14 protein-coding genes are annotated in these 16260 nt (G+C 67.7%); 12 read left to right on the top strand and 2 right to left on the bottom strand.

Annotated elements, in window-relative coordinates; all coding sequences use genetic code 11:
- The first annotated feature begins 67 nt into the window (after positions 1 to 67).
- On the top strand, positions 68 to 592 hold the full coding sequence (locus ACH0AE_RS14870) for a hypothetical protein (RefSeq protein ID WP_406875840.1): 525 nt from the start codon (positions 68 to 70) through the stop codon (positions 590 to 592).
- 45 nt (positions 593 to 637) lie between these two features.
- Here ACH0AE_RS14870 and ACH0AE_RS14865 read toward each other — a convergent pair whose 3' ends face one another.
- Both ACH0AE_RS14865 and ACH0AE_RS14860 read right to left on the bottom strand, forming a co-directional pair.
- Positions 638 to 1060: a PilZ domain-containing protein gene (locus tag ACH0AE_RS14865; RefSeq protein WP_294445170.1), complete on the bottom strand. Its 423-nt coding sequence runs from the start codon at positions 1058 to 1060 to the stop codon at positions 638 to 640.
- 95 nt (positions 1061 to 1155) lie between these two features.
- A complete protein-coding gene (locus tag ACH0AE_RS14860; RefSeq protein WP_406875839.1) occupies positions 1156 to 2514 on the bottom strand; it encodes a short-chain fatty acyl-CoA regulator family protein in 1359 nt (452 codons plus the stop codon).
- 121 nt (positions 2515 to 2635) lie between these two features.
- Between ACH0AE_RS14860 and ACH0AE_RS14855 the strand changes: the two genes are divergently transcribed.
- The 11 genes from ACH0AE_RS14855 (at position 2636) to ACH0AE_RS14805 (ending at position 16258) form a co-directional block, all read left to right on the top strand.
- Positions 2636 to 4162: an acyl-CoA carboxylase subunit beta gene (locus tag ACH0AE_RS14855; RefSeq protein WP_406875838.1), complete on the top strand. Its 1527-nt coding sequence runs from the start codon at positions 2636 to 2638 to the stop codon at positions 4160 to 4162.
- 44 nt (positions 4163 to 4206) lie between these two features.
- The gene (gene mce / locus ACH0AE_RS14850; RefSeq protein ID WP_294445226.1) at positions 4207 to 4626 is read left to right on the top strand and encodes a methylmalonyl-CoA epimerase; all 420 of its coding nucleotides are present in this window, start codon (positions 4207 to 4209) and stop codon (positions 4624 to 4626) included.
- A 26-nt stretch (positions 4627 to 4652) separates the two neighbouring features.
- The gene (locus ACH0AE_RS14845; RefSeq protein WP_406875837.1) at positions 4653 to 5444 is read left to right on the top strand and encodes an enoyl-CoA hydratase-related protein; all 792 of its coding nucleotides are present in this window, start codon (positions 4653 to 4655) and stop codon (positions 5442 to 5444) included.
- 127 nt (positions 5445 to 5571) lie between these two features.
- On the top strand, positions 5572 to 7734 hold the full coding sequence (scpA, locus tag ACH0AE_RS14840) for a methylmalonyl-CoA mutase (protein WP_294444556.1): 2163 nt from the start codon (positions 5572 to 5574) through the stop codon (positions 7732 to 7734).
- Positions 7731 to 8120 carry a lysozyme inhibitor LprI family protein gene (locus tag ACH0AE_RS14835; protein ID WP_294444539.1) on the top strand — a complete coding sequence of 130 codons (390 nt, stop codon included), beginning with the start codon at positions 7731 to 7733 and terminating at the stop codon, positions 8118 to 8120. The genes scpA and ACH0AE_RS14835 overlap by 4 nt, the downstream gene beginning before the upstream one ends.
- Entirely contained in the window at positions 8120 to 9130 is a 1011-nt protein-coding gene (bioB, locus tag ACH0AE_RS14830) for a biotin synthase BioB (RefSeq protein WP_294444557.1), read from the top strand. The genes ACH0AE_RS14835 and bioB overlap by 1 nt, the downstream gene beginning before the upstream one ends.
- Before the next feature lie 151 nt (positions 9131 to 9281).
- Positions 9282 to 11309 (top strand): acetyl/propionyl/methylcrotonyl-CoA carboxylase subunit alpha, encoded by a 2028-nt coding sequence (locus tag ACH0AE_RS14825; protein ID WP_294444540.1) that lies wholly within the window; start codon positions 9282 to 9284, stop codon positions 11307 to 11309.
- A 107-nt stretch (positions 11310 to 11416) separates the two neighbouring features.
- Positions 11417 to 12889, top strand: coding sequence for an efflux transporter outer membrane subunit (locus ACH0AE_RS14820; protein WP_294444541.1), 1473 nt, complete (start codon positions 11417 to 11419; stop codon positions 12887 to 12889).
- Positions 12889 to 14268, top strand: a complete 1380-nt coding sequence (locus ACH0AE_RS14815) for an efflux RND transporter periplasmic adaptor subunit (protein WP_294444543.1) — start codon at positions 12889 to 12891, stop codon at positions 14266 to 14268. The genes ACH0AE_RS14820 and ACH0AE_RS14815 overlap by 1 nt, the downstream gene beginning before the upstream one ends.
- A gap of 51 nt (positions 14269 to 14319) precedes the next feature.
- The gene (locus tag ACH0AE_RS14810; protein ID WP_294444544.1) at positions 14320 to 15048 is read left to right on the top strand and encodes an ABC transporter ATP-binding protein; all 729 of its coding nucleotides are present in this window, start codon (positions 14320 to 14322) and stop codon (positions 15046 to 15048) included.
- 1 nt (position 15049) lies between these two features.
- Entirely contained in the window at positions 15050 to 16258 is a 1209-nt protein-coding gene (locus ACH0AE_RS14805) for an ABC transporter permease (protein WP_294444545.1), read from the top strand.
- The last annotated feature ends 2 nt before the right edge of the window (positions 16259 to 16260 follow it).

Here is a 16260-nt window from a genome sequence, read left to right as displayed (position 1 = left end):
GGCACGCAGCCGGCCGCTTCTATCCAGGCGCATTGGTGGCGCAGCACCAATACAGGATGGAAGAGACATGAACGCCAACCTCGTTTCCGCGATTTTCGATACCCATGCCGAGGCCGAGCGCGCCGTGAGCGACCTTCGCCGCGCCGGCGTCAGCGATACGGCGATCTCGGTCGTCGCGCAGCATGAGGGCAAGACGACCACCACCGATGGCGCAGGCCATGACGGCGGCACCCGCGAGTTCGTCGGCAAGGTGGCGGCGGGCGCCGGGATCGGCACGCTGCTGGGCATTGCCGCGCTGGCCATCCCGGGTGTCGGTCCGCTGGCGGCGGCAGGCGCGATCGCGTCTTCGGCAGTGCCGGGCGCGGCGATCACCGGCGCGGCGCTGGGCGGCGCGGCCGGCGGCCTGGAGAAGGTGATGACCGACCACGGCGTCAGCGAGGATGATGCGCGCTATTATGGCGAGCGGGTGAACAGCGGCGGCGTGTTCGTGTCCGTCAACACCGAGGCGGCCGGGCTGGCGCCCGCAGAGGCGGAAGACATCCTCTACGCTGGCGGTGGGCACAATTCGCGCCGGGCACGCGCCGCTCTTTGAGATTAGCGACACGTCTGATGAGGGCTCGTGCTGCGGCGCGGGCCCTTATTTGCGATAGGCGTCGCGCAGATCGCCGATCCAGCCGGCGCGCGGCGCGATCGCGGGGCTTTCCAGCGGCGGCTTGGCGGCGCGGGAGGGGGCGATCATCGTCTTGGCGCGCGCTTCCTCCGGCTCGATCGGTTCGGCGAACTTCAGCCCGGCAAGCCCGTCCTTCACCCAGACGACCGTCGCGCCGACCGACTGGAGCGCACCGACCGTGACCAGCACCGTCGCGCCGACCCGCAAGGTGGCGGCCTGATCGAGGCGAACCCCGCCGGTTGAGAGATCGCGCACCCGGTGGCGTGTCGGCGCGGTCCCGCCGAAGCGCTCTACCACCGCGCTCAGCAACACGTGATGACGCGGGGCACGCGGCGCCAGCGCCGGTCCTTCCGCCTCGTCCGTGTCGGGTGGGTCGCAGGGCTCTGCCATCGCCCCATAATGGGAAAATCGGGACCGCGGTTCAATCGCCGCTGCGGCGAGACGATGCACTGTGTTGCAGGCGCGCCGGGGCGACCTGCGGCTGGCTAAAGCACGCGATAGGGGACGATGCGGCGCACCGCCGGCTCCACGGCGATCGCGCGGTCGCTGGGCGGAAAGGCGCGCTGGTCGCAATCGATGCGTGGGCAGAGGCGGCAGGAGACGCCGATCGGGGTGGGCGCGCCGGTGCGGTCGATCGCATCGGCATAGACGAAGTCCGCCGCATGGCTCGCCTCGCAGCCGAGCACCACGGCATAGCGGCGGGCCAGCCGATCGAAGCGACCGGAGGATTTGACCAGCCCCTTGGCCATCGAGATGTAGCGCGCGCCGTCCGGCGTCTCGGCATGCTGGACGAGGATGCGGTCCGGAATCGCGACCGCTTCGTGCACGTGCCACAAGGGGCAGGCACCGCCGAAGCGGGCGAATTGAAGCCGCGTCGCCGAATGGCGCTTGGTGATGTTGCCGGCCATGTCGACGCGGCAGAAGTAGAAGGGGACACCCTCCGCCCCGGCGCGCTGCAGCGTCGAGAGCCGATGGCAGGCCTGTTCGAAACTGACGTTGAAGCGGTGCGACAGGCGGTCGATGTCGTGCCGCAAGCGCTGCGCCTCGGCGCGGAAGCGCGCGTACGGCATGACGAGCGCGCCGGCGGCGTAATTGGCGAGGCCCACGCCGAGCAGGCGCCGCGCCTCGCTGCCGGGCAGATCGGCGGCGGCGACGATCCGTTCGATCTCCGACGCGAAGGCCGTGGCGGCGAGGCGGTGAGCGACGAGGAAGCGCTGCGTTTCCGGCGGCAGGGCCGCGTTCAGCGTCAGGCGCACGCCATCGAAGCGCGACAGGGGCGCATCTTCGTCATGATCGGTGGCGAGGACGATATTGTGATCGGCCAGCGCGCGGGTGAGGCTGCGCGCGTGCTCGGCGAGATCCTCCGCCGCACGGTCAAGCGGATCGACGTAATTGCCGGCTTCGTGAAACCAGTCCCGCACCGCTTCCCACGGCAGGCGCGCGCCGCTGCCGGCGACGAGCGATTCCTCGGCCAGCGCAAGCCGGTCCTCCGCCGCGCGCTTGGCAGCGTGGAGCGCGATCAGGCGATCGGCGACTTCGGGCTGAGTCTCCGCAAGCCGGGCGGCATCCATCGTGTCGAACGCGGCGAGCGAGGGATCGGCCAGCGCGGCGCCGAGCGCCGAGAGGCGGCGGGCCGGGGCCTCGCCCTCGATCGCGGCGAGCGCCTGGGGATAGTGGCGGGCAAGCGCCGCGGTGACTGCGCCCGTCAGCGGTCGCTCTCCCGTCTCCAGCTGCGAGAGATAGCTCACCGAAATGCCGAGCCGTTGCGCCATGGCGCGCTGGTTGAGGCCGGCGGCGCTGCGCAGGGTGCGCAGCTGGGTGCCGGCATAGAGCCTGGGTTTCACCTTCGAGCCTTTCGCGGGTGCCGAATTCCTAGTTCGCAATGCGGGTTTTCGCAAATTCGCAAATTCACATTTGCCACGCCGCCGTGGGCAGCGCACACAGCGCCACCGTCAGGAGAGATGCATGTCGTCGACGATCGAGGAACTGGAACGCAAGCGCGCCGCAGCCCGGCTGGGTGGCGGGCAGAAGCGAATCGATGCGCAGCACGCCAAGGGCAAGCTGACCGCGCGGGAGCGGCTCGACGTGCTGCTCGACGAGGGCTCGTTCGAGGAGCTCGACATGTTCGTCGAGCATAATTGCGTCGACTTCGGCATGCCGGACCAGGTGTATCCGGGCGACGGCGTGGTCACCGGTTCGGGCACGATCAACGGCCGCCTCGTCTTCGTCTTCAGCCAGGACTTCACCGTGTTCGGTGGGTCGCTGTCCGAACGCCATGCGCAGAAGATCTGCAAGGTGATGGACATGGCGATGAAGGTCGGCGCGCCGGTCAACGGCCTCAATGATTCGGGCGGCGCCCGCATCCAGGAGGGCGTCGCCTCGCTCGGCGGCTATGCCGAGGTGTTCCAGCGCAACGTGCTCGCATCGGGCGTGGTGCCGCAGCTGAGCCTCATCATGGGCCCCTGCGCGGGCGGCGCGGTCTACTCCCCGGCGATGACCGACTTCATCTTCATGGTGAAGGATTCGAGCTACATGTTCGTCACCGGCCCCGATGTGGTGAAGACCGTGACAAACGAAGTGGTGACGCAGGAGGCGCTGGGCGGCGCCGTCACGCACACCACCAAGACGAGCGTCGCCGACGTTGCGTTCGAGGACGATATCGAGGCGCTGCTCGCCGCGCGGGACTTCATCGATTTCCTGCCCGAATCGAACCGCGCGCCGGTTCCAGAGCGCCCCACCGCCGATCCGTGGGACCGGCTGGAGCCGAGCCTCGACACGCTGATCCCGCCGTCCGCCAACCAGCCGTACGACATGCACGAGCTGATCCGGAAGGTGTGCGACGAGGGCGATTTCTTCGAGATCCAGCCGGCACACGCGGCGAACATCATCTGCGGCTTCGGCCGGATCGAGGGCAAGACGGTGGGCGTCGTCGCCAACCAGCCGATGGTGCTGGCTGGCGTGCTCGACATCAATTCGTCGAAGAAGGCGGCGCGGTTCGTCCGCTTCTGCGACGCGTTCGACATTCCGATCATCACGTTCGTCGACGTGCCGGGCTTCCTGCCGGGGACGAGCCAGGAGCATAACGGCATCATCAAGCACGGCGCGAAGCTGCTGTTCGCTTATGCCGAGGCGACTGTGCCGAAGATCACCGTCATCACGCGCAAGGCCTATGGCGGCGCGTATGACGTGATGGCCTCCAAGCACCTGCGCGGTGACTTGAACTACGCGTGGCCGACCGCCGAGATCGCGGTGATGGGCGCGAAGGGCGCGGTGGAGATCATCTTCCGCGGCCTGAACGAGGAGGGCATCGCCGAGAAGACGCGCGAATATGAGGCCCGCTTCGCCAATCCGTTCGTCGCCGCGTCAAAGGGCTTCATCGACGAGGTGATCCAGCCGCACTCGACCCGCCGCCGCATCGCGCTGGGCCTGCGCAAGCTCAAGAACAAGAGCCTGGAGAACCCCTGGAAGAAGCATGACAACATCCCGCTGTGATCGGCGGTATGTTCACTCCTTGAAGCAATAGAAAAGGACCGACGATGCAGCTTGGCCGCCTGAACCATGTTGGCGTGGCGACGCCGTCGATCGCGAAGTCCATCGAGACGTACCGGACGCTGCTTGGCGCTGATAAGATCGGCGAGCCGTTCGATCTGCCGGCGCAGGGCGTGAAGGTGTGCTTCGTCGACGCTCCGAACACGCAGATCGAGCTGATCGAGCCGTATGACGCGACCTCGCCGATCGCCAATTTCCTGCAGAAGAACCCGGCCGGCGGGCAGCATCACGTGTGCTTCGAGGTGCCCGACATCCACGCAGCGGTGGCGCACATGAAGGACAATGGCGCGACCGTGCTGGGCGAGCCGCGGATCGGCGCGCATGGCACGCCGATCGTCTTCATCCACCCGAAGAATTTCGGCGGGATGCTCGTCGAGCTGATGGAAGAACCAAAGGGCGATCACTGAACGGTCGCGACAGGAGAGGGAAGAACATGGCCGAATATGAAACGATCCTGACCGAGAAGAAGGGCGATGTTCTCGTCCTCACCCTCAATCGGCCGGAGCGGCTGAATGCCGCCTCGATCCAGCTGGCCGAGGACCTGACCGTTGCGCTGTACGACCTGCAGGGCGCGCGCGCGGTGCTGATCACGGGTGCCGGCCGGGCGTTCTGCTCGGGCGCCGACCTCCAGGCGCGCGGCGGCGGCGAGAGCGTGGTGACGGGCGGCGACACCAGCCACCGTGCGCTGATGAACTTCTACAATCCGCTGATGAGCCAGATCATGAACCTGTCGGTCCCGGTCGTCACTGCGGTGAACGGCCCGGCGGCAGGCGTGGGTTGCTCGATGGGCCTGGCCGGCGACTTCGTGTTCGCGGGCAAGAGCGCCTATTTCCTGCAGGCGTTCGTCAACATCGGCCTGGTTCCGGACGGCGGCTCGACCTGGCTGCTGGCCAAGACGATCGGCAAGGCGCGCGCCACGCAGATGATGATGCTGGGCGAGCGGATCAGTGCCGAGCAGGCGGAGAATTGGGGCCTCATCTACAAGGCGGTCGACGATGCCGCGCTGATGGACGAGGCGCTGGCGATGGCGACCCGGCTTGCCGCGGGGCCGACGGTGGCGCTGTCGGCGATGCGCAAGAACATCATGACCGCGCTGGACGGCACGTTCGACCAGGTTTTGCGCGCCGAAGCCGAGGGCCAGCGGCTGGCCGGCGGCTCGCAGGATTCCCGCGAGGGCGGGCTGAGCTTCCTCGAGAAGCGCAAGCCGGTGTTCACGGGCAAGTGATCCAACCCCGTTCGTGCCGGCCGGCGCCGCGCCACCCGGCACGAACGGATCGAGAGTTTGAGCAATGACCGACAAGCCTGAAACCAACCTCGGCGAAGACGCCGGCAGCGTCCCCAAGCCGGCGGCGATGCCGACCGAAGTGGCCGCGCCGCCGCCCGCCCCCACGATCGACACGTGGGCCAAGGCCGCCGAGAAGGAGGTGAAGGGCAAGGACCTGACGTGGCACACGCCCGAGGGCATCGACGTGAAGCCGCTGTACACCGCCGCTGACGTCGAGGGCTGGGAGCCGGGACTGCCGGGCTTCGCGCCGTTCACCCGCGGCGTGCGCGCGTCCATGTACGCCGGTCGACCGTGGACGATCCGGCAATATGCGGGCTTTTCGACGGCCGAGGAATCGAACGCTTTCTACCACCGCAACCTGAAGGCGGGGCAGAAGGGCCTGTCCGTCGCGTTCGATCTCGCCACGCACCGCGGCTATGACAGCGACCATCCGCGCGTGACCGGCGACGTCGGCAAAGCCGGCGTTGCGATCGACAGCGTCGAGGACATGAAGATCCTGTTCGACGGCATCCCGCTCGATCAGATGAGCGTGTCGATGACGATGAACGGCGCGGTGATCCCGATCCTCGCCTTCTTCATCGTTGCCGGCGAGGAACAGGGCGTTGATCGCAAGCTGCTCGACGGGACCATCCAGAACGACATCCTCAAGGAGTTCATGGTCCGCAACACCTACATCTACCCGCCCGAGCCGAGCATGCGGATCATCTCGGACATCTTCGGCTACACCAGCCGCGAGATGCCGAAGTTCAATTCGATCTCGATTTCCGGCTATCACATGCAGGAAGCCGGCGCGACGCAGGTCCAGGAGCTGGCCTTCACCATCGCCGACGGCATGGAATATGTGAAATACGGCGTTGCGTCGGGCCTCGACATCGACAAGTTCGCCGGCCGCCTGTCGTTCTTCTTCGCGATCGGCATGAACTTCTTCATGGAGATCGCCAAGCTGCGCGCCGCGCGCGTGCTGTGGCACCGGGTGATGACGAACCTGGGCGCGAAGGACGAGCGCTCGAAGATGCTGCGCACCCATTGCCAGACAAGCGGCGTCTCGCTGACCGAGCAGGACCCGTACAACAACGTGATGCGCACCACGATCGAGGCGATGGCGGCGATGCTGGGCGGCACCCAGTCGCTGCATACCAACGCGCTCGACGAGGCGATCGCGCTGCCGACCGATTTCTCCGCCCGGATCGCGCGCAATACGCAGCTGGTGATCCAGGAGGAGACCGGCATGTGCAATGTCGTCGATCCGCTGGGCGGCAGCTACTACATCGAGGCGCTTACCAAGGACCTGGTCGACCGTGCGTGGGAGATCATCGAGCGCGTCGAGGCCGAGGGCGGCATGGCCAAGGCGGTCGCCGCGGGCTGGCCCAAGGCGATGATCGAGGAAGCCTCCGCCGCGCGGGCGGCGCGGGTGGATCGCGGCGAGGACGTGATCGTCGGCGTTAACAAGTATCGCAAGGACAATGAGGATCCCATCGAGATCCTCGACGTCGACAACCATGCCGTGCGCGAGGCGCAGATCCGCCGCATCAACAAGATGAAGGCGGAGCGCGACGAGGCGGCCTGCCAGGCGGCGCTCGACGCGCTGCGCGAAGGCGCGCGCGGCAAGGGCAATTTGCTCGAGCTGGCGGTGGAATGCGCGAGGCGGCGGGCGACGCTGGGCGAGATTTCGTCGGCGATGGAGGATGTGTTCGGTCGCTTCGGCACGTTCCCGACGCCGGTGAAGGGCATCTACGGCGGCGCTTACAAGGAAGACGAGCGCTGGGCGCGGTTGCTGCGCGGCGTGGAGGCGGTGGAACGGCGGCTGGGGCGCCGCCCGCGCATGTTCGTCGCCAAGATGGGCCAGGACGGGCACGATCGCGGCGCTAACCTCGTCTCGTCCATGTTCGGTGACCTCGGCTTCGAGGTAGTCGCTGGGCCCTTGTTCCAGACGCCGAAGGAATCTGCCGCGGTCGCGCTGGAGAAGGACGTCGACATCGTTGGCGCATCGAGCCTTGCCGCGGGGCACAAGACGCTGATCCCCGAGCTGATCGGCCATCTGCGCGATGCGGGGCGTTCGGACATCAAGGTGATCGCGGGCGGCGTCATTCCGGCGCAGGATTATCAGGCGCTGTACGACAGCGGCGTGCAGGCGATCTTCGGGCCGGGCACGAACCTGATCAAGGCGGCGGAGGACGTGCTTCGCCTGCTGGGCCACAACATGCCGCCCGAAGCGGAGGCGGCGGAGTGACGGGCGTGCGCAGCCTGTTCGTTGCTGCCGTCGGCGGGGCGTTGCTGCTGGCGGCCCCTGCCGCGGCGCAGACGCAGGCGCAGATGAACGCGAGCGCGGGTGCCGTCTATCAGCGCGCGGACGCGGCGATGAATGCGCAGTGGAAGCGCACTTATGCCTATATGAAGGGCAGGGACGCGCAGGACCGTGGGCGGGTGAAGTTCGGCTATGCCGCGGCGACGCTGGCCAGCCAGCGCGCCTGGATCGCGTTCCGCGACGCGCAGTGCAAGATCGAGAGCGGCGAGGCGGCCGGTGGCTCGCTTCAGCCGCTGGTCCGCGCGCAATGCCTCGCGCGGCTGACGCAGGAGCGCACCACGCAGCTGAGGAACCTGATGTGGAGCCGGTGATCCGCACGGACTGGACGCGCGGCGAGATCGCCGAGCTGTTCGACCTGCCGTTCGACGAGCTGATGTGGCGCGCCCAATCGGTGCACCGCGCGCATCATGCGGCGGGCGAGGTGCAATTGTGCACATTGCTGTCGATCAAGACCGGCGGCTGCCCCGAGGATTGCGGCTATTGCTCGCAATCCGCGCACGCCGACAGCGGCGTCAAGGCGACCAAGCTGATGGACGTGCGCAGCGTGCTGCAGCGCGCGGCCGAGGCGAAGGACGCGGGAAGCCAGCGCTTCTGCATGGGTGCGGCGTGGCGCAATCCCAAGGAGAAGGACATGCCCGCCATCGTCGAGATGGTGAAGGGCGTGCGCGCCATGGGGATGGAAACCTGCATGACACTGGGCATGCTGACGCCCAGCCAGGCCGACATGCTCGCCGACGCCGGGCTCGACTATTACAACCACAATATCGACACCTCGCCGGAGCGTTATGGCGAGGTGATCTCGACCCGCACGTTCGGCGAGCGGCTCGAGACGCTGGAGAATGTGCGTACCGCGGGCATCAACCTGTGCTGCGGCGGCATCGTCGGCATGGGGGAGACCCGCGAGGATCGCGTCGGCTTCGTCCATGCGCTCGCCACCCTGCCGCGCCATCCCGAAAGCGTGCCGGTCAACGCGCTGGTGCCGGTGAAGGGCACGGTGCTGGGCGACATGCTGGCGGATACGCCGCTCGCCAAGATCGACGACATCGAGTTCGTCCGGACCGTGGCGGTGGCGCGGATCACCATGCCGATGAGCATGGTGCGGCTGTCCGCGGGGCGCGAGAGCATGTCGGAGGCGACACAGGCCTTGTGCTTCATGGCTGGCGCGAACTCGATCTTCACCGGCGACAAGCTGCTCACCACCGGCAATCGCGGCGACAGCGCCGACGCGGCGCTGTTCGCGAAACTGGGCGTCCGCCCGATGGCTGGCGAGGAGCCGGCGCGGGCGTGCCGCAGCGCGGCCGTGATGGAGGCTGCCGAGTGAGCGTCATCAGACACCGTCATGCTGAATTCGCTTCAGCATTCATCCATCCACAATCGCCGTCCGTGCCCGTGGCACGGTGGACCCTGAGCCAAGTTCAGGGTGACGGCACATGGGTTCGCGCGATGCGCGAACATGCTGGTTAGGGGCCGTCATGTTCAAGAAAATCCTGGTCGCCAATCGTGGCGAGATCGCGTGCCGGGTGTTCCGCACCGCGAAGAAGATGGGGATCGCGACGGTCGCGGTCTATTCGGATGCCGACGCGCGGGCACCGCACGTGCTGATGGCCGACGAGGCCGTGCGGCTCGGGCCGGCGCCGGCGGCGGAAAGCTATCTCAAGGCGGATCTGATCCTGGCCGCGGCCAAGGCGACCGGCGCGGATTGCATCCACCCGGGCTATGGTTTTCTCTCCGAGCGTGAGAGCTTCGCTAAGGCCTGTGCCGAAGCGGGCATCGCCTTCGTCGGCCCGCCGCCAAACGCCATCGCGGCGATGGGGGACAAGATCGAATCGAAGAAGCTCGCCAAGGAAGCCGGCGTCAATGTCGTCCCCGGCTTCCTGGGCGAGATCGCCGATACCGAGGAAGCGGTGAAGATCGCGACCGACATCGGCTATCCGGTGATGATGAAGGCATCGGCCGGGGGCGGCGGCAAGGGCATGCGGCTTGCCTGGAACGAGCAGGACGTGCGCGAGGGCTTCGAAGCGACCAAGCGCGAGGGCCTGGCGAGCTTCGGCGATGACCGCGTGTTCATCGAGAAGTTCATCGAAAGCCCGCGCCATATCGAGATCCAAGTGCTCGGCGACCAGCACGGCAATGTCGTGTACCTCAACGAGCGCGAATGTTCGGTGCAGCGCCGTCACCAGAAGGTGGTGGAGGAAGCGCCGTCGCCATTCGTCACGCCCAAGATGCGCAAGGCAATGGGCGAGCAGGCGGTCGCGCTCGCCAAGGCGGTGGGATACTATAGCGCCGGTACGGTCGAGCTGATCGTCTCGGGCGCCGACAAGACCGGCGAGAGCTTCTATTTCCTGGAGATGAACACCCGCCTGCAGGTGGAGCACCCCGTCACCGAGGAGATCACCGGGCTCGATCTCGTCGAGCAGATGATCCGCGTCGCGGCTGGTGAGAAGCTGGCGTTCAGCCAGAAGGACGTGAAGATCGACGGCTGGGCGATCGAGAACCGCGTCTATGCCGAGGATCCCTATCGCGGCTTCCTGCCCTCGATCGGCCGGCTGGTGCGCTACAACACGCCGGCCGCCGACAAGCGGCAGGCGCCATTCGGCGAGGATGAAGGCGCGCCGGGCGTGCGCGTCGACGATGGCGTTGCCGAGGGCGGCGAGGTCAGCATGTTCTACGATCCGATGATCGCGAAGCTGATCACCCACGGCAAGACGCGCGAGGAAGCGATCGACAAGCAGATCGCGGCGCTCGACCAGTTCGAGATCGTCGGGCCGGGCACGAACCTCGATTTCGTATCCGCGCTGATGCAGCACCCCCGCTTCCGCTCGGGCAACATCACGACCGGCTTCATCGCGGAGGAATATCCCGACGGCTTCCACGGCGCGCCGGCATCGGAGGAGACGGTGCGTACGCTGGCGGGCATCGCCGGCTTTGCCGCCACCGCCGAGGCGGATCGTGCGCGCCGTGTCGACGGCCAGCTGGGCGATCGCCTGCAACCCCCGGCCGAATGGGTGGTGCGCATCGGCGACAAGGACCATGACGTCACCGTTTCGCGCGACGCGCTGATCGTGGATGGCACGGAACTGCCGGTCGCGATCGAATATACGCCGGGTGACCGCGTGGTCGTTGCAGAGCCGACCGACGGGGACGGGCAGCCGCTGAGCGTGAAGCTAGGCAAGACGCGCACCGGCTTCACCCTCAATGCGCTGGGCGCGACGCACAAGGCGCGTGTGCTGCCGGCGCGAGCGGCGCCTTATGCCAAGCACTTGATCGAGAAGGTGCCGCCGGATCTGTCGAAGTTCCTCATCGCGCCGATGCCGGGCCTGCTGGTGCGCTTGCACGTCGAGGTGGGCGACCGCGTGGAGGCCGGTCAGCCGCTCGCGGTGGTCGAGGCGATGAAGATGGAGAACATCCTTCGCGCCGAGAAGGTCGCGGTGGTGAAGGTGCTGAATGCGGCCGCCGGCGAGAGCCTGCAGGTTGACCAGGTGATCCTCGAACTCGAGTGATCATGTGCGCCTCCCTCGCCCGATGGCGGGCGGGGGAGGCGGCTCGCGACAATTCGCGACACAATTGCGCTGGACCCTTTCGGCCCTTCCAGCCATTTCGCTGGTCTATGTTGCGCAAACGTGCCCACCTCCTGCTTGCCGGCGCGCTGGCAGGGTGCACCGTCGGCCCGGATTATCGCCCGCGCGCTGCGGCGGAACTGGGCGTGCCGGACGCCTTTTCCGTCACCGCGCCGCCGCGCCGCGAGGATCTGACCCGCTGGTGGCGGACGTTCGACGATCCGGTGCTTGGCGATCTGGTCGAACGGGCGGCGGCGGCAAATCTCGACATCGCACAGGCAACCGCGCGGCTGCGCCAAGCGCGTGAGGCGCTGGTGCAAAGCCGCGCGAGCCTGCTTCCGTCGCTGAACGGATCGGGCGGATATAGCAGGTCCGAAACCTTCCGCGGGGGCGGCACCACCATCACACTGCCGGACGGCACGGTGCAGAATGTCGGCGGCGGCGGGGGATCGAATTTCTCGCTCGGCCTCGATGCCCAGTATCAGTTGGGCCTGTTCGGCGAGGTGCGGCGCGCGGTGGAGGCGTCCCGCGCGCAATATGAGGCGAGCGGGTTCGATCAGGCGACGGTGCTGCTGTCGGTTCAGGCGGAAGTCGCGCGCAATTACGTGCTGGCGCGGCTCTACCAGCTGCAACTCGCCAATGCGCGTGACAGCCTGGCGCTTCAGGACGATAATCTGGAGATCGCCGGCTTCCGGGTGCAGGCCGGGCTGGTATCGAGCCTGGACGAGGAACAGGCACGCGTGCAGCGCGCGCAGACTGCCGCTTCGGTGCCGCAGATCGAGCAGCAGTATAATGCCGCGGTGTCGCGGCTGGGTGTGCTGGTGGGCGAGGCGCCCGGCACGCTGAAGCCGATGCTGGCAGCGACCAAGCCAATCCCGCGCGGGCCGAACACGGTGGGCGTCGGCATTCCGGCGGACGTGCTGCGGCAGCGACCGGACGTCCGCTCCGCCGAGCGAAACCTGGCGGCGGCAACGGCGCAGATCGGTGTCGCCAAGGCGCAGCTCTATCCCGCGCTGGCGATCAGCGGCAGCATCGATACGCGGGCCGGCACCGTCGGCAGCCTGTTCGAGACGATCACCGGCGGCCTGTTCGCCGGGCTGACGCAGGCGATCTTCAACGGCGGGCGGCTGCGCAGCCAGGTGCGCGGCGCGGAAGCGGCGACCGATGCCGCGCTGGCGGCGTACAAGCAGACCGTGCTGACCGCGCTGGAGGATGTGGAGAATGCCGTGGTCGCGCTCCGCACGGCCGAGGAACGCGAGCGGCAATTCGCTGTCGCGCTGCAGGCCGCAAATGCGTCGGCCATTCTCAGCCGTAGCCAGTATCGCACCGGCCTCACCGATTTTACGACGTTGAGCCAGCAGGAGGCTGCGCTGCTGTCGGCGCGCAACAGCGCCGCACAGGCGCGTGCCGACCATGCCAATGCGCTGGTCCAGCTCTATACCGCGCTCGGCGGCGGATGGGACGCCAGCGTCACCCCTGAGGCGCCCGCGCCCCAGAGCATCAATCAGGACGGAAACCGCTGATGGCGAGCGAGCAGATCGACGAGTTCCTGGGCGTGAAGCCCCAGCCCGCGTGGCAGCGCTGGCTGAAATGGGTGCTGATCGCAATCGGCGTGCTGTTGCTGCTGCTGCTGGGCTGGCGGTTGTTCGGGCCGAAGGCGGAGACCGGCTATGCCACTGCGCCGGTGCGGCGCGGCGATCTGACCGTGACGGTATCGGCGACCGGCAAGCTCGCGCCGACCAACCAGGTAACGGTTGGTTCGCAGCTGTCCGGCCTCGTCACACGCGTGGTGGTCGACGTGAACGACCGGGTGCGTGCCGGCGAGGCGCTGGCGCTGATCGATCCCGAGCAGATCGACGACCAGATCCGTGCCAGCCAGGCGCAGCTGGCGGCAAACGTGGCGAGCGTGAATCAGGCCAAGGCGACGGTAGCGGAAGCGCAGGCGCAGCTTGCCCGGTTGCAGGAGGTATATCGCCTGTCGAACGGCCGCGTGCCGTCTCGCACCGAGCTTCAGACCGGCCAGGCCAATGCACAGCGCGCGGTCGCTGCGCTCCGCGTCGCGGAAGCGAACGTCACGGCGGCGCGCGCCAACCTGTCGCAGAGCCAGACACAGCGGCAACGCGCGATCATCCGCTCGCCCGTCAACGGCGTGGTGCTGGCGCGGCAGGTGGATCCGGGCCAGACGGTCGCTGCCTCGTTCAACACGCCGACGCTGTTCGTGATTGCCGAGGACCTCAGCAAGATGAAGCTGGAGGTGGCGATCGACGAAGCGGACGTTGGTGCGGTCAAGGAGGGGCAGAAGGCAACCTTCACGGTGGATGCCTTCCCGGGGCGCAGCTTCCCGGCGGCTATCACGCGCGTCGACCTGGGTTCGAACCTGACGGCGAGCACCGCGAGTGCCTCGAGCAGCACCTCGACCGCGGGAAGCACCACCGGACAGGTCGTCTCCTACGCCGCCGACCTTTCGGTGGAGAACCCGACGATGGAGCTGCGGCCGGGCATGACCGCGACCGCCGACATCATCACGAGCGACAAGAAGAACGTGCTGCTGGTGCCCAATGCTGCCTTCCGCTTCCAGCCGACGGCGGGTGCCGGCGGTGACAGCGGCGGCATCGCCGGATCGCTGACCTTCCGGCCCCGGCGCGGCGGCGGTGCCTCGCGCGAGGTGAAGATCGGCCGCGGGGCGCAGCAGACGGTGTATGTGAAGGACGAGGACGGGAAACCGCGCGCGATCCAGGTGACGACCGGCGATACCAACGGCAGCGTGACCGAGGTACTGTCCGGCGGCTTGCGCCCGGGGATGGAAGTGATCACCGGGCAGCTGTCGAGCGGTGACGACGGCGCCCGCGGCGGTGGCGGCGGCGGTGGCCAGCGGCGGCAGCGTCAGGGCGGCGGTGGCTGAGATGAGCCCCGCCTTTACCCCGCGCGCCCGCGGCCGTGATGGCGGGCGGCCATGACGGAGCCGATCATCTCGCTGCGCGGCGTGACGAAGGTCTATGGCTCCGGGCCGACCGCGTTCCAGGCGCTGCGCGGCGTGGACCTCGATATTGCCGGGGGCGATTTCGTTGCCGTCATGGGACCGTCGGGATCGGGCAAATCGACGACGATGAACATCCTCGGCTGTCTCGACGTGCCGAGCGCGGGCACCTTTCTGTTCCGCGGCCATCACGTCGAGACGCTGGACCGGGACCAGCGGGCGCTGTTGCGGCGAAAGTATTTCGGCTTCGTCTTCCAGGGCTTCAACCTGCTCAGCCGGACGAGTGCGCTGGAGAATGTCGAGCTGCCGCTGCTGTACCGCGGCGATGATCGCAAGTCGCGGCGCGACGCGGGCATGGCCGCGCTGGAGAAGGTGGGCCTTGCCGACTGGTGGGACCACACGCCGGCGGAGCTTTCGGGCGGGCAGCAGCAGCGTGTCGCGATTGCCCGCGCCATCGTCACCCGGCCTGACGTGCTGCTGGCGGACGAGCCCACCGGCAACCTCGATTCCGAACGGTCGATCGAGATCATGGAGCTTCTGACGGACCTTAATCGTCAGAGCGGCATCACCGTGCTGATGGTGACTCACGAACCGGAAATGGCAGCGTTCGCGCACACGGTGGTCCATTTCAAGGACGGGCTGGTGGAGCGGATCGAGGCGAACCATCACCAGGGCGCGCCGGTCGAGCCCGAGGGGAGCCTCTGAGATGCTTGGCACCACCGTCATCCTCGCGGTGCGATCCATCCGGCGGCATCTGCTGCGATCGTTCCTCACCATCCTCGGCATCGTCATCGGCGTCGGCGCCGTCGTCACCATGGTGACGTTGGGCAAGGCGACGACGAGCGCGGTGCAGCAGCAGATCGCGGCGCTTGGCACCAACGTGCTGCAGATCCGCCCGGGCCAAGGCTTCGGCCGCGGCGGCGGGGGCCCGCGACCGCCGGACTTCAAGCCGGAGGACGTATCCGCGATCGAGCAGCAGGTGGCGGGCGTCACCGCCGTGGCGCCGCAAGCCTCCGCCACCGCGACCGCGATCTACGAGGGTGCCAACTGGTCGACGACGGTACAGGGGACGACCAACGCGATCTTCGTCGTCCAGCCCTGGCCGCTGGTGGAGGGGCGTTACTGGACCCCGGCCGAAGAGCAGGCCGGCAAGGCGGTGTGCATCATCGGCAATACCATCCGGCAGAACCTGTTCCGCGGCGGCACCGCGGTTGGCCATCGCATGCGCATCGGCGAGATCAGCTGCGACGTGATCGGCGTGCTGTCAACGCGCGGCCAGGCCGGCTTCGGCGGCGATCAGGACGATACGGTCGTGATGCCGATCAAGGCGGTGCAGCGGCGCTTCACCGGAAATCGCGACGTTCGGCTGATGATGGTGGGGGTCGACCAGGGTTATTCGACCGCGGCCGTGCAGGCGGCGATCAGCGATCTGTTGCGTGAGCGTCGCAACATCCGCCCGGGCCAGCCGGACAATTTCAACATCTTCGACACCAAGCAGATCAGCGACACGCTGACCGGGACGACGACATTGCTGACGCGGATCGTGGCGGCGGTGGCGGCGATCAGCCTCGTCGTCGGCGGGATCGGGATCATGAACATCATGCTCGTGTCGGTGACCGAGCGGACGCGCGAGATCGGCATCCGCCTCGCCATCGGCGCGGTGGCGAGCGAAGTGCTGATGCAGTTCCTCGTCGAAGCGGTGGCGCTGTCGATGCTGGGCGGGCTGGTGGGCCTGTTGCTGGCGCAGCTGGTGATTCTGGTGGCGACGCCGCTGATGCAGGTGCCCTGGACGTTCGATCCGACGATCAACCTGGCGGCCTTCGCGATCTCCGCCGCGATCGGCGTGGTGTTCGGTTATTTCCCGGCACGGCGCGCGGCGGGGATGAACCCGATCGACGCGCTGCGGCACGAATAAGC

Origin of the sequence: Sphingomonas sp. 179-A 2A2 NHS (assembly GCF_045371305.1) — a bacterium.
GTDB lineage: Bacteria > Pseudomonadota > Alphaproteobacteria > Sphingomonadales > Sphingomonadaceae > Sphingomonas.
This window is presented reverse-complemented; position numbering and strand designations above follow the sequence as displayed.